This window comes from Borborobacter xinjiangensis, from assembly GCF_047739745.1.
In the GTDB taxonomy this organism is placed as follows: domain Bacteria; phylum Pseudomonadota; class Alphaproteobacteria; order Rhizobiales; family Rhizobiaceae; genus Pseudaminobacter.
In genome coordinates this window covers 17,366-30,053 of the sequence record NZ_JBLLVA010000040.1, presented here as the reverse complement: position 1 = coordinate 30,053, position 12,688 = coordinate 17,366, and the positions used below count along the sequence as shown (strand labels likewise).

Annotated in this window: 13 protein-coding genes and 1 pseudogene; 5 read left to right on the top strand and 9 right to left on the bottom strand. The window is 55.8% G+C overall.

Translation table 11 applies throughout. The features are described 5' to 3' along the window. On the top strand, positions 1-538 hold a 538-nt coding region (locus tag ACLKMW_RS24250; RefSeq protein WP_415727093.1), incomplete at its 5' end, for a TlpA family protein disulfide reductase. Positions 539-706: 168 nt separating this feature from the next. On the opposite strand, the gene ACLKMW_RS24245 is transcribed toward ACLKMW_RS24250, so the two are convergent. From ACLKMW_RS24245 to ACLKMW_RS24230, 4 genes are all read right to left on the bottom strand, one after another. Beyond that, entirely contained in the window at positions 707-1,723 is a 1,017-nt protein-coding gene (locus ACLKMW_RS24245; RefSeq protein ID WP_415727092.1) for an ABC transporter permease, read from the bottom strand. Then, positions 1,698-3,305, bottom strand: coding sequence for a sugar ABC transporter ATP-binding protein (locus ACLKMW_RS24240; protein ID WP_415727091.1), 1,608 nt, complete (start codon positions 3,303-3,305; stop codon positions 1,698-1,700). Before ACLKMW_RS24240 ends, ACLKMW_RS24245 begins: the two co-directional genes overlap by 26 nt. Continuing rightward, positions 3,302-4,417, bottom strand: a complete 1,116-nt coding sequence (locus ACLKMW_RS24235) for a sugar ABC transporter substrate-binding protein (RefSeq protein ID WP_415727090.1) — start codon at positions 4,415-4,417, stop codon at positions 3,302-3,304. Before ACLKMW_RS24235 ends, ACLKMW_RS24240 begins: the two co-directional genes overlap by 4 nt. A 173-nt stretch (positions 4,418-4,590) precedes the next feature. Beyond that, entirely contained in the window at positions 4,591-5,757 is a 1,167-nt protein-coding gene (locus tag ACLKMW_RS24230; RefSeq protein ID WP_415727089.1) for a M24 family metallopeptidase, read from the bottom strand. Between the two features lie 441 nt (positions 5,758-6,198). Between ACLKMW_RS24230 and ACLKMW_RS24225 the strand changes: the two genes are divergently transcribed. Further along, positions 6,199-6,888, top strand: a complete 690-nt coding sequence (locus ACLKMW_RS24225) for a GntR family transcriptional regulator (protein ID WP_415727088.1) — start codon at positions 6,199-6,201, stop codon at positions 6,886-6,888. A gap of 180 nt (positions 6,889-7,068) precedes the next feature. Here ACLKMW_RS24225 and ACLKMW_RS24220 read toward each other — a convergent pair whose 3' ends face one another. After that, positions 7,069-7,365, bottom strand: coding sequence for a ferredoxin reductase domain-containing protein (locus tag ACLKMW_RS24220; protein ID WP_415727087.1), 297 nt, complete (start codon positions 7,363-7,365; stop codon positions 7,069-7,071). Positions 7,366-7,458: 93 nt separating this feature from the next. Beyond that, positions 7,459-8,499 carry an aromatic ring-hydroxylating dioxygenase subunit alpha gene (locus ACLKMW_RS24215; RefSeq protein WP_415727086.1) on the bottom strand — a complete coding sequence of 347 codons (1,041 nt, stop codon included), beginning with the start codon at positions 8,497-8,499 and terminating at the stop codon, positions 7,459-7,461. 420 nt (positions 8,500-8,919) lie between these two features. Here ACLKMW_RS24215 and ACLKMW_RS24210 point away from each other — a divergent pair, with 420 nt between their 5' ends. Beyond that, on the top strand, positions 8,920-9,129 hold the full coding sequence (locus tag ACLKMW_RS24210; RefSeq protein WP_109988917.1) for a cold-shock protein: 210 nt from the start codon (positions 8,920-8,922) through the stop codon (positions 9,127-9,129). A gap of 382 nt (positions 9,130-9,511) precedes the next feature. On the opposite strand, the gene ACLKMW_RS24205 is transcribed toward ACLKMW_RS24210, so the two are convergent. Then, positions 9,512-9,733, bottom strand: a complete 222-nt coding sequence (locus ACLKMW_RS24205) for a DUF7220 family protein (protein WP_415727085.1) — start codon at positions 9,731-9,733, stop codon at positions 9,512-9,514. Then, positions 9,730-10,053 carry a DNA methyltransferase gene (locus tag ACLKMW_RS24200; RefSeq protein ID WP_415727094.1) on the bottom strand — a complete coding sequence of 108 codons (324 nt, stop codon included), beginning with the start codon at positions 10,051-10,053 and terminating at the stop codon, positions 9,730-9,732. The genes ACLKMW_RS24205 and ACLKMW_RS24200 overlap by 4 nt, the downstream gene beginning before the upstream one ends. Before the next feature lie 7 nt (positions 10,054-10,060). Here ACLKMW_RS24200 and ACLKMW_RS24195 point away from each other — a divergent pair. Then, a pseudogene (locus ACLKMW_RS24195) lies at positions 10,061-10,617 on the top strand (transposase); the annotation flags it as partial. Positions 10,618-11,149: 532 nt separating this feature from the next. Then, positions 11,150-11,296: a hypothetical protein gene (locus ACLKMW_RS24190; RefSeq protein WP_415727084.1), complete on the top strand. Its 147-nt coding sequence runs from the start codon at positions 11,150-11,152 to the stop codon at positions 11,294-11,296. Positions 11,297-11,673: 377 nt separating this feature from the next. Here ACLKMW_RS24190 and ACLKMW_RS24185 read toward each other — a convergent pair whose 3' ends face one another. Then, a complete protein-coding gene (locus ACLKMW_RS24185; RefSeq protein WP_415727083.1) occupies positions 11,674-12,468 on the bottom strand; it encodes an alpha/beta fold hydrolase in 795 nt (264 codons plus the stop codon). Positions 12,469-12,688: the final 220 nt, after the last annotated feature.

The window sequence follows — 12,688 nt, the reverse complement described above, 5'->3', positions numbered from 1 at the left end:
AATACAGCAACCCAAAACCGCTGGAGCGAACTCAAAACTGGATAAAACTTGGGGGCAACGTCAGACTGCGCCTATGGCGCTACTTCCCTTGGCATTGGCTCTGGTGGTGTGGAACACGGCTTGGCAGCTCTCCAGCGGCACCGCTGCCAATGCGCTTCCCGCCTCGACTTTCGAGTCGCTGGCGGGCGAAAAACAGGCGCTGGCCGCGGGCGGCAAACCCAAGGTCATCAATCTGTGGGCTTCCTGGTGTCCGCCCTGCCGGCGCGAGATGCCGATGATGGCGAAGACAGCGACGTCTGCCGAGGGCATCCAGTTCATCTTTGCCAACCAGTGCGAAATAGCTCTGGATACCGTGCTTCTCGATCGGTTCGGCGATCTTGGCCGCCACTACGGCGCACCGGGACTTCCAGCGACTCTCTTCATAGACAAGCACGGCGTCCTCAAACACGCGCATCTCGGTGAGATCTCGCGCGAGACATTGCAGTCGCAGTTTGGCGAGTTGCGATCCGACAAGACGGCCCTCGACGCGGGGTCGTAACGGCGTCGCCCGTCCCCGCCGACAAGTCCCACCCGCAGTTTCTGATCATCGTCTTCCATCACAAGGTGTCCACCTATTTAGGTGGACACCTCTGCATCAGAGCACTCAGCAGCAAAAGGGCCGGGAAATTCGCGCTTACGGTAAATCGAGGCCTCCAGTTGTTGTTCTTCAAGTGAAGTCTTGAGGCTCGCGATTGCGCACCAGCTGTGACAATGACACGGCAATAACCAATGCCCCGCCATAGAAAAGGTTTTGCACGAATGTCTGTATCCCGAGAATTGTAAGGCCGGTGATGCCAACAACCAAAAAGTAAACAGCGAACAAAGAACCCCAAGGATTAAAGCGCCCAGGGACGATACTGGTCGCGCCCAGAAATGCAGCGGCAAAGGCGGGAAGGAGAAAGCTGCCACCAGATAGCGGATCCGCCGCTCCGATAGTGCCCGCATAAATGAGCGCGGCGACAGAACTGAGAAATCCTGAAGCCACTAGGCATGCGAAACGTATCCGGTCCACTCGAATACCAGAGAGACGAGCGACCTCCCGGCCACGTCCAACGAACAGGATGCGCCGTCCCACTGTGGTGTAGTCAAACACATACCATAAAATGCAACATAGAAGCAGCGCATAATAGAACGCAAGCGGCACACCGAAAATTCGGTTTACGATCACATACTCGATTAGCAGCGGCGAAATCCCGCTGATCGTCATTGATCCGCTGATCCAGAGTACAATGCCGCTGAGGAAGGTTCCCGTACCCAACGTTACGATTAGAGACGGTATCCGGAAATAAAGAATGAACCCCGCGTTCACGCAGCCCGTAATAACTCCTACGGCAAGCGAAATGGGTACGACGATTGCAAGCGGCCAGCCCATCTGCGCGTTGAGGACCGCCAAAACCATTGCAGATAGTGTCAGATTTGCTGCTACTGACAGGTCAAAATCGCCAGCGGTCAACGGCACGATTAACGCGAGGGTCAAAACAACAAGTACGGCCTGAGAGCCGAGCATCGTGGAAATGTTGCTCCAAGAGAGGAAGGACTCGGGCCGCAGGTAACCGAAAATCGCAATAAGCACCGCGGTTCCGATCACCAGCGCGAATGCCTCAAGCATTTTCAATATGCTGCTTTCGCCTGCTCTTCTGTTCTTTTCGACGCCAGGATTAATTGGTGCGGCTGTTTCGGTCATTCTGATTTCCTCCCGTCGAAGTCTTCATGCTGGCGCTTCGAAGGCACTGTTCGGTAATTGAATCTTTCGAGATCTCATCGCCTGTTAGCTCGCAGACAATTCTGCCTCGCGCGAATACCAGGACGCGATCGCATATCTGCGCCAGTTGTTCTGCATCGGTGCTTGCGCAAAGAATTGAGGTCCCTGCAGACGCAGCGTCATTCAGGGCCTCGTAAATCTTCTGTCGCGCGCCCACGTCGACACCCTGTGTCGGTTCGTCCAGCATCAATAATATGGGCTTCAGTTGCAGCCATTTCGCCAGCAGCACCTTTTGTTGATTGCCTCCACTCAGGGATTGCAGCCTGAGTTTTGGTCGATTTGGCCGAACCTCGTAGGCGATATTCTGGTCATTGGCCCACCGTTCGATTGCTTTCCAGTTAAGAAAGCCCCTCGTGCGGAACCGCTCCAGTACAGGAAGCGTCATATTCTCGGCCACGGATAGGGCCCCTATGCCCGCCCGTGCCAACCGTTCCGATGGCAAAAGCGATAGCCCTATCTTCATAGCGAAGTGCGGTGTCAGTTGCCTCACTTGATGCGTAACGCCATCTATCGACACCATGCCGCCAGATGCAGGATCAGCTCCAGATAGTAGATAGGGGATCTCGTCGAAACCGGAGCCAATCAACCCGGTAAGCCCAACTATCTCGCCCCGGCGGATATCGAGTGCCGCGTCCTCGACAATGGAACCACTAAGCCGTTCAATCTTGAATCTGGCAGGCTGGTCGGAGAAATCGCGATGCTTGGTCTGAAAGACTTTGACGCGCCGGCCCATTATCAACTCAACAAAGTCGTCATTTGATGCGGCTTTGCTGTCAACGGTGCCGGCAACGACGCCGTCGCGTAAAATCGTTGCACGGTCAGTGATCTCTATGATTTCGTCCACATCGTGGGATACAAAGATCACGCTGGAGCCTTGCGCCACTATCGCGCGCACCAAATCGAAAAGCTGATTCACGCCGGTTCGGGGGAGGAACGGCGTCGGCTCGTCTAGCACTAGAATACCCCGGGTGCTAGCAGCGTTGCTCTGGAGGCCATCGAATGCCCTAACGATGGCAACCATTGCCCGCTCGACCTGTGTTAATTCGGACAGGCGTGCGCCGGGATCAATCGAAAGTCCAAAGCGCTTGAACAGTTCGTTCGCCCGGCGGCGTTCCAGACGCCAATTGATTGACCAGTGCGATTGCGTCGAAAATGCAGAAAGGCGCAAATTCTCCAAAACTGACAGACTTGGTATCAAGCCAAGATGCTGATGGACGAATGCAATGCCAAGCCGACTTGGGTCGGTTGGAGACATAGGGAGCGGTATTGGATTGCCGTTCACCGAAATCTCCGCGCCGGCTTCAGGAGTGTGAAATCCTGCCAGGATCTTGATCAGTGTCGACTTGCCTGAGCCGTTGTGGCCCAGCAGTCCGTGAACCTCGCCGGGAGCGATATCCAGAGAGACGTCGTTCAATGCCAACGCTCCGCCAAACCGCTTGGTTAAATGACGAATGGAAAGCGCCGGGATTTTGCCCGGCGCTTGAATTTTCACGATCGGTGTCATTCCAAGCCCCAGAGCTTGTTATAGCCGGTTAGATATGAGTCACCATAACCTTGGTCGAACGCTGCAGGGACACCAGCCGTTTCCACATTGCTCTTGTCGAAAATATAAAACGGCACATATAGCTCGTCTTTCGCCTCAAGACCGCATAGCTTGCGCATGCTGCTATCGAGAATAGAGCGTGCGATCCATCCGATACTTTCGCCAATGTCCATCTCGACATTCCCCTTTCGTATTTCATCCAGTACAAAAGGGGTGCCGTTGAACGTCGCAATTTTCACCTGATCGGACTTGCCAGTTATCGTTATCGCTGGAACAACAAACTGGCTTGCACTATCATAAATGGGAACAACATAGTTGATGGTTGGGTCTGCAATTAGAGCAGACTGGACACTTGGCTGCACTTTGGTCGACCATTCCGGGATAGGTGCATTTACGTATGAATACTTGCAACCCTCGCCGCATTGGTCGAGTTTGTCCGTGATTCCCTTGACGAAGGCAGCGGTCGGAACCACCTCGTCGGATCCAATGATGAGCGCGTTCACCTTACCGTCGGTCTGGGTCACCATCCAATCGACAAGCAGTTCGCCAGCCTGATGATAGCGGACATTAAGGTTAAGCTCTGTGGAGGGGTCTGGCGTTTGCAAGGTATCGTACATATGGGCGGTATAGACATGTACGCCCGCTTTTTTGGCCTCTGCGATCTGCGGGCCTAGGACTGCAGGGTTGACTCCGCCGATGAGGACCGCCGCGTCAAACTTGTTATTTGCGGCATGCTCGACACCCTGAGCCCACTGGGTTGGGCGACCTTGATTTTCCCATTCCACCACTTCAAAACCAATCGTCTTTGCAACTTCGGCCATCGACTGAACGATGTTTTTGTTGAAGGGATTGGCGCTGGAGACGGGCATGGCCATAATTTTTTTACCGGCCATGCACTGCTTAGCATTAAATGGTTCGCCGGGCGCTTCAAACGCTGGAAGTTGGCGGTGACGCGCGATGTTGGCCTTGGCGGCGCCGATGTCGGGATCGGCGAAGGAGGAGCTTACCCCTCCGAGCACGCCACCCGCTAGTATTATCGAAAGAGCCGCACTCAATTTTACCGCTATATTCATGCTTATCCTCCCGTTGAACTTCGATGTAATCCCATTGGCGACCGCCACCATGCTGGCAGACCCCGCCTCGCCAAGTCACTTGAGAAGCGACCCGGTGACCTCTTGCCGGTATCTCCATGCAGATATTGAGCGCGACCGACGTAAATGCAGGCCGACGCTATTACCCCGCAAATTCAGCTTGCGGACAGCTTTTCGCAGAAGCCAAACCGCGTGAGGATCTCGCGCCCTTCCGCTGTGACTAGCACCATCTCCTCATTGCGAATTGGACCAATGGCTGGGTCGAAGATGCCGGGTTCGAAGGCGATGATCATTCCCTCCCGAAGCTGGCGCTCTGGACCCATTGTTGAACCGATAAGCGGCTGCTCGATTGGCCCAATGCCTACGCCAACGCCGTGACCGGTGATGTAACCATGCCAGTATTTTTCGAGATCGGCCTTAACCACGATATCGCGGACGGCGTCCTGGATGACCTGAGGGTCAACACCAGGTTCGACCAAGCTAACCGCCGTCTCCAAGCATTCGCGTTGTACCTGGAATATCCGGCGCTGCGCCGCACTAGGTTGACCCACTGCGAAGGTGCGAGCAAAGTCGCCCACATATCCATTGTAACCAACATTGATGTCTATCAGGACGACCTCGCCATAGCGAAGCCTCTTGTCGGTAGCCATCCGGCGAAGAGCATCAGTGGAGACCTGCGGATGCGTCACCAGAGCATCCGCCCCGGCCGCCAACATCGCCCGCGCCATTTCCGAGGCGATGACGCTCTCCTTGACACCTTCCTTGATGCTTTCGCGCGCTGCCAGCATGCCGATCTCGGCAATCTGGGCGGCGCCCTTAATGACCTTAATTTCCTCCGGATCCTTTATCAGCCGCGCGCGACCAAGGGTCTTGTTGGCATCCACCAACTCAACTCCAGGGAATTTCTTGCTCAAGCCAAAGAGAACTGCGGGGGACGTTACATCATCGTAGCCTAGGCGACCTGTCGAAAACTTTCTATCCGTGAACAACTTGCTGACGTTTTCAATTGCCTCGTCGCGGTCATAGGGCCATATGCGCAGATCATCGATCCAGGGCATGCAGCGCTTGGCCAGTTCATAGTCACCGCCCTCCGTAAGGAGGCAAACATGCCCGGTATCGAAGAGAACCGCAGCATATCTGGGATAGTAGATTAGGCTGGTGAATGGCCTCATGCATGTAAGAAAGCGTAAATTCTCAATTCGCTGGACAATGAGGGCGCCTATCCCCTCTTCCTTCATCGACTTGACCGCGCTTTGAATGCGCTTTGCGCGTATCCGATTCCAGTCGACACGCGCTTCCCAATCTACTCCGATATCGCTCACCAGTATCTCCTCGCATACGAATAGGACGGGCCGGCCGGGAAGACGGCGCGGGCCTAAGCAATTCATAATTTTCCTTGCGAGCCTCCCTAAAGCTCCCATCAATAAAGTGACAGAGATGGCCGCATATTGTCAATTATAAAAACCGAGATAATTCGACAATACACCCGCAACCGAGAGCTTGCTCATCGATCCATCAACAGCCCGGCTGGCCCCGATGAAGGGTGAGCGTTGTAACTCACCGCCAATGCCTGCATAAAACCGAGCCTTAACGATTACCCGGGCGCGGCTATTGATTATCAATGAAAATGCGCTCAAGTAGCGCAGTCTGGTGACCGCATCATTGCAAGGCGGGCGTTGCACCAGAAGAAAGTTGCTGGATCGACCCGCCAAAATGTGGTACTATTTTGGCAAAAATAATCTACAGAAATCGGAGTTCGTAGGATGCTGGAGGCGAGGAACAATGCGCAACATGTCTATGATGCATTGACTAGCGCCATTGTCGAGCAGGCGCTGGCTCCGGAGACCAAGCTCCCAGAGGAATTGATCTGCAAACAGTTCGGCGTTAGCCGTCATATAGTCCGATCAGCTTTTCAAATGTTGGCCGCGGATGGGCTCGTAGACATTCGCCAGAACAGAGGGGCGACCGTTGCGAAACCGAGCTTTGAACACGGGATGGACGTTCTTCGCATCCGAATGGAGCTTGAAGATGTCGTTGTTCGTTACCTTGCAGGCAATCTAAACAAGGCGCAGGCGGCACAACTCCGTGAATCAATTAACAAGGAACATGAGTATATTCATATAGATCACGCGTTGTACATGCGCCATGCCTATGGGTTCCATCGCTCTCTAGCAAGAATGACCGAAAGCAAGATATTGATTCGGTATTTGGATCCCCTCCTTTCACAAAGCTCACTAGTTCTCTACCTATACGGGCGGCCCAGATGGACTAAATGCAATGCCGACGAACATTTGGAGATAGTCAGCGCTCTCGAGGCCGGGCAGGAGGCAAAAGCCTGCAAGCTGATGAGAAACCATCTCGAAGCAATGTTTCAGCGCGCGTTCTCGGATACAGCGAAAGACGAAACGACCTCCCTAATTGACGTGTTGGAAAGGTACGCGAAAGTCTCATAGGCATCTCACCCTGGTACCTCGCCCCGAAAGAGGAAATTGAAGCGGTACTCCAGTTTGCATATTGTCGCCTGGCTTCATCGAAGCGGTTCCTCATCCTGCACCGCGCCGTCGTCGCATGCGTGAACGAACCAGACGTCACCCCGGTCGGCACCAGCGCATGCAGCATCGAATGAAGCGGCGTCAGTCCGACGCGCCCGCCAAAAGTAGCACCAAGCGCGACCTGTCTTCGTCGAGAACGAAGCTGCCACGCGGCGCCGCAATCTCGATCTCATCTTCCTCCTGTACGCTGTCGTGCAGCCAGCATGAGCCGATCCCGTCGGGCAGCCCCAAACCCGGCGTCGCCTCGCGCTTAACGGTAATTCGGTACTGGCGCGGTTCTGCTACATCGCAGGATATGGAATAGGTCTTGAGCAGCGGTCCTCGGAGCCGGGCACGCGTATCGTCAGGTACTGGCCCGGCCGTGCAGGCCAGAGTCATCCGGTATCCGCAAGCTCTAGATAGAAAGAGGTGATGTTGCTGCTTTCGGAACGCTTCGCAGATACCCGGAAACGACGAAACGCCTGCATCATGTCAGGCTCCCATCTTCGCATCGACCAACTGCTCTTCCGCGATCATCGCCTCGAGCTGGCGGCGAAACCGCAATTGGCCGGCGTCGATGGAGAGATCGATATGAGGCGAGGTCTTGTTGGTCATGCCGATCTGGACCTCGTTCAGGACCGCTCGGTCCTCCTCGAAGGCAGCGCGCACGTCCTCCGCCATCATCTTGCTGAGAGTCTCGTCGTCGGGCCGGACATTGCGGAGCTGGAACCAGTAATAGCGCGTATCGCTCTCGCTCACCGGCGTCATGAAATTGTAGCTGTCCATGATGAAGGTCTTTTCGTGCAATGTGCCCTCTGGCCCACCTGTACCCGCCGGGGTGAAGACTGCGCGGATCAGCGCATGGCACGGATAGCGGACCTCATAGTGCTGGAGCCGGTCGCAATATCCGTCGAACTCTACGATCTTCTTGTAGAAGGGCGCTGGCTCGACATTCATCATCCAACGATGAACGATGACGCCGTTCTCGATCTTGGTGACGCGCAGCGGTGTGTCGCGCGTGGCGGCCTGTGCGAACGATCCCTCGTGAACCCAGGCGACATGGGTGGGATCGAGCAGGTTGTCGCACATCAAGAGATAGTTGCACTTCAACTCCATCGCATCGCCGACATTGATCCCCCATTCTGCGCTGTCAAAATTCGGGATATCGATGATGTCTTCTGGGTCGGCGATGGCGGAATTGCCCATCCAAATCCAGACCAGCCCGTACTTCTCATGCACGGGATAGGGCCGCACCTTCGCTGCCGAGGGAATGCGGCCGGTGCCCGGCGCCCAGACGCACTGGCCTGCGCAATCGAAGGTCAGCCCATGATAGCCACATTCGACGTTGTCGCCCTTGATCCGGCCTTTTGAAAGCGGCAGCTTGCGATGTGGGCAGGCATCCTCGAGGGCAATGACCTCGCCTTCGGAATTCCGGAAAACGCAGATCTTCTCGTTAAGTACGATGATCTGCTTCAGGCGGTGCTCGATCTCCTTGCTCCAGGCTGCAACATACCAGGCGTTCTTCAGAAACATGGCTAGCTCCATTCGCTTGCGGTTTATTTTGATACGTATAGGCAAAACGCGATAAACTCAGGCGAAATCCGCATAAAAATTGTTTAGTTCTCCTTAATCGTTTCCGCCGCGCAGCGGACGCGTTTACGCATTAGCCAGTTGAGAAAGTCGCGTGCTATCTCCTGTTCCAACGTCAGCGTGCCCCAGCAGACGAAGTAGGGCTCAGGCATACTGAGCTTTGAACGATTAGCGAAAGTAAAAATTGACACCACGTCCAATTGCCCCTATTGATGGCCATCGATATTTTCTTGCTGAGCTTTGCTTATTGCGCGTCTGGCCCCGCGCCTTGAACGAACCCTCCCTTTAAAACATCGTTATCGTTATCGTTATCCGCAACGCTTCTGCGTTTCGGTCCTCTATGCTCCTATGAAAGGGTTCATCATGACCACTGGCACAGTTAAATGGTTCAATTCCACAAAGGGCTTCGGCTTCATTCAGCCTGACAACGGCGGCGCTGACGCCTTCGTTCATATCTCTGCCGTCGAGCGCGCCGGAATGCGCGAAATCGTCGAAGGCCAGAAGATTGCTTACGACATGGAGCGCGACAGCAAGTCGGGCAAAATGTCGGCTTGTAACCTGCAAGCTGCCTAAATCGGTATCTGCTTCCCTTTGACCACGGATGTACTGGCACTGCGAAGGCATAATACCAATCAAGGTCAGGCAATTTGCCTGGCCTTTTTTATGGCTGCTCACCGAAGCTAGCCTATGGAAGACAACACCGACAATGACATCAACACACAGCAGATCTCGCCAAACGGCTGAGACCGCCTTCGCTAAAATTCAAGCACCCTTTCTTCTCCGGAAACCCGCGGACCAAAAATGCGACCCGATCGCTCAGGCTCGCCAGGAAAAGACACTCCGGTTACGCACCGCCCGACCGGCCAGGGAGGCCGAGAATGTCAGGGTCAACTCTGCCGCATCGATTTCCTCAAGCACCAAGAAAGCCTGACCAAAAGAATTCGACACCGAAACTTCACGAGCTTGGTTTTTTGCTCACCCGCAAGCTGTCAGACATCCTGCGCAGACAATAGCTGCGTGCGACCGACACACGGTGAATATGGCACCCATGGCCATGTTTTCGCCGAGCATGGTGGACAGCCCGAGCAGCGGAAACACCAGCAATCACCGCGATGCCATAGCTGACGGCGACGTTGGTCAGCGTTTCCACCAACGCCATGGTGGGCGACTGTTTCATGCCGCATCAATCTTTTCGGCCACGCGCTCGGCGGCTATCTCGTCGAAGCCGAGGCCGTCGCCATCGAGCGTTGCCGCTTTGCCGGTGAAGGCCTGCCAGCGTTTGACGACGACGTCGCAGAAAGCCTCCGACAACTCCAGTCCATAGACAAGCCGGCCGGTCTTTTCGTTGGCAATCAACTGGGATCCAGAACGCGAGAATGGCTCGTAGCAGATATCTCCCGGGCGGGTGTGCAGTTGCATCGGCAGCGTGAACACGCGTACCGGCTTCGATGTCGGATGATCGCGGGTCTCAATCTCGGACGACGGAATATTCCACACCGTGGTTGCCAGGGTGGTCAAGCGCTATCATCGTCCCGCCACGCCCTATCAGCGGCTGCTTGACGATGCACGCACGCCGGAGGATACGCGCCTTCGCCTCAAGGCGATGTACCTGACGCTCGATCCGGTTCGGCTGCTTCGCGACATACGTCTGGCACAAGAGAGGTTGGTCGACATCGCCGACAAGCCGGACGGTTCGTCTGCCGCCGACGGTGAGGCATTGCCGCTCGAAGACTTTCTGTCGGATTGCGGATTGCATGGCGGGGTGGGGAAGTGAACCCGACCGCCCGCCCCAAGCTGGCGGTCAAGCGAGAGCGGCGCAGACCCGCTCCTCTCCTTGCCGCCACTGCCGAGCTTGAGGAATGGTTCGAGGCAGAGCCTTGGCGAACGTCACGAGAGTTGCTTGAGCGCTTGCAGGTCAAATATCCCGGCGTGTATCCCGACGGCCTCATCCGAACCGTGCAGCGTCGAATGAAGGTCTGGCGCAGTACGCAAGCCAATGCGTTGGTGTTCGGACCATTCGCCGATTCCGCGCGGACGGAAATTGTAGAGGTCGCGCAGTGAGATCATCCCCGGGCAACACAGGATCGGCAGAGGCTAAATCTCGGGAACAATCAGTGAGGCTACCGAGAACATCCGAGTGAGGCAACGGCATTGGTCTTTGGGAACACTCTTGGGTGAGGCAATACGAATCTCACCTTGTTTGTCGCGCGGCAGGCACTCAACGGCCGACCTGCAAAACCCAATCAGACCGTTCGGAAGCCTACTACCAACCACAACCGGACGACCCGGTTCACATGAAATGTTCATCTGGGATCGCGATGGAGTTACCGGCGACCGTCAGCACACCGCCGAAACTGGCTACAGACTGCTCGCGGCAATGGCGTGTGTTTGCCAGGTGGGCGCCGCGTCATCCGTGCAGATTGCGTCAAGCCAATAATGCCGATCCATGAGGTGAGTATATGAGCTTGGCATCGTTTTTGGGCTGGCTTGCGGCTTTTGGCATCGTGGTTGTCATTGCCGTTTTGTTGCCGCCAGGAGACATGCTGGTTCAACCGCGGCTGACAAGAGCCCCGCTGCGCAAAGGAAGGCAGCCTTGAGGCAGGACCTTGCCTATCTGACCAAACAGGCGGCGGAGCTGAGGCAATTGAAGCAGGCAGCTCGGGCATCGGGAAATGAGTACGACAGTGCATCGAGGCCCTGGAATGGCGGGAACATGTCGGTGATGCAGTTCGGTTCATAGTCGCGGCGCAGGCGGAAGGTTCGAAAGAATTCATGAATGGCGCGGAGACCGTCAAGAGCTTGCTGCGATCACTTGGCTTGACGGATGCGGAGTACCAACAACGGCTATTGGAGGGAGCACGAAACTCTGAATAGGCCTGTTCCACTGCCCAAGCCCCGGATCAGCGCATATTCTTCGCGCAATTACGATCTTGGACTATGCTGCGGATATCGGATGACCGTAAGGACGTCGCAGCGCGACTCGGGCGATACTTGCCCATCAACCGCGGCGATGCCAGCTAAACGGCCATCCTTCCGACGATTGGAGATGGACAATGGATACTCGAGCAACGCTGGTGGAACTGTGCGAAGCCTTCAACGCGCATGACCTCGATCGCATCATGACGTTCTTTGCTGACGACTGCCCAGCAGCAGCCGCGTTGTTGTCTCCACATAAAGATCGGGCGCGGTGTTCATAGCCTCATGCGCCTGTCCTTCCAGCTCCTGGATCTCGACATGCGGCAGGTTGCTGACGAGCGCATCGGTTGCGAAGGCGTGGCGCGGGCTATCGGTGCCGACCTGTAGCAGAACCGGAACCTGCAGGCCCCGGAAATCGGCAGGATCGAACCTGTAGCTGTGCAAGGCCGAAATGTCGTTCAACGATGCTTCGGCGTCTGAGACGATCGACGACCACGCGCCCGCGGCCCGAAGTTCGTCGATATCATCCGCCGTCAGACCCAGAACTTCGGAGAAGAAGTCCTCCGCCAGCCCGTTCCAATCCGATCTCGTGGCCCGCAGTTTGAAGCGGGCGAGTAACTCCGGAGCGGCCGCATCCGGCCAGGGCGGTTCGTAGAGCACGAGCTTGCGAACGTGCCCGGGACTGTCGGCGGCTGCACGCAGAGCAACCTGCGCCCCATATGAGTGTCCCAAGAGGTAAGCAGGTTCCGCGATCGATGTCAGAAATGCGGCTAGGTCTTCAGCCTCATCGGGCAGCGTCGGACCGGATGTCGTCTTCCCGCGCCCCCGGCGTGCAATTGCATATACAGTAAAATGCCCTTCCAGAGCGGGGCGCACCAGCGCCCAGTTTGTCTCATGATCGCTGAAGCTGCCGTGGACGAGCACCAGCGGGGAACCGTCACCAGCCTTTTCGTATGACAGCGTCGCGCCACTGGGGCAGGGAAAGAATTGCATCATAAAATCTATGAAGTGGAGAGGATCATTCTTAAAGCAGTATTCGCAGATACAAACAAGCGCTCGCCACTGGGACAATTAGATGTTTAGTCCCGGCATTTGCTGGAGCGGATTTAGCCTGAAACGTTCAGGCTGCGATGTCCAGGTCTTGCAAATGCCGGGACTAAACAGCTAGCCACCTAAAAACCCGCAGTTCTGCGCCGTTTCGGTCGTCGATGTTGGC

Excerpts from the sequence above, each read along its gene's own strand:
- ACLKMW_RS24245 (WP_415727092.1), bottom strand. The coding sequence starts at position 1,723 with ATGACCGAAACAGCCGCACCAATTAATCCTGGCGTCGAAAAGAACAGA.
- ACLKMW_RS24240 (WP_415727091.1), bottom strand. The coding sequence starts at position 3,305 with ATGACACCGATCGTGAAAATTCAAGCGCCGGGCAAAATCCCGGCGCTT.
- ACLKMW_RS24235 (WP_415727090.1), bottom strand. The coding sequence starts at position 4,417 with ATGAATATAGCGGTAAAATTGAGTGCGGCTCTTTCGATAATACTAGCG.
- ACLKMW_RS24225 (WP_415727088.1), top strand. The coding sequence starts at position 6,199 with ATGCTGGAGGCGAGGAACAATGCGCAACATGTCTATGATGCATTGACT.
- ACLKMW_RS24220 (WP_415727087.1), bottom strand. The coding sequence starts at position 7,365 with ATGACTCTGGCCTGCACGGCCGGGCCAGTACCTGACGATACGCGTGCC.
- ACLKMW_RS24215 (WP_415727086.1), bottom strand. The coding sequence starts at position 8,499 with ATGTTTCTGAAGAACGCCTGGTATGTTGCAGCCTGGAGCAAGGAGATC.
- ACLKMW_RS24210 (WP_109988917.1), top strand. The coding sequence starts at position 8,920 with ATGACCACTGGCACAGTTAAATGGTTCAATTCCACAAAGGGCTTCGGC.
- ACLKMW_RS24205 (WP_415727085.1), bottom strand. The coding sequence starts at position 9,733 with ATGAAACAGTCGCCCACCATGGCGTTGGTGGAAACGCTGACCAACGTC.
- ACLKMW_RS24185 (WP_415727083.1), bottom strand. The coding sequence starts at position 12,468 with ATGATGCAATTCTTTCCCTGCCCCAGTGGCGCGACGCTGTCATACGAA.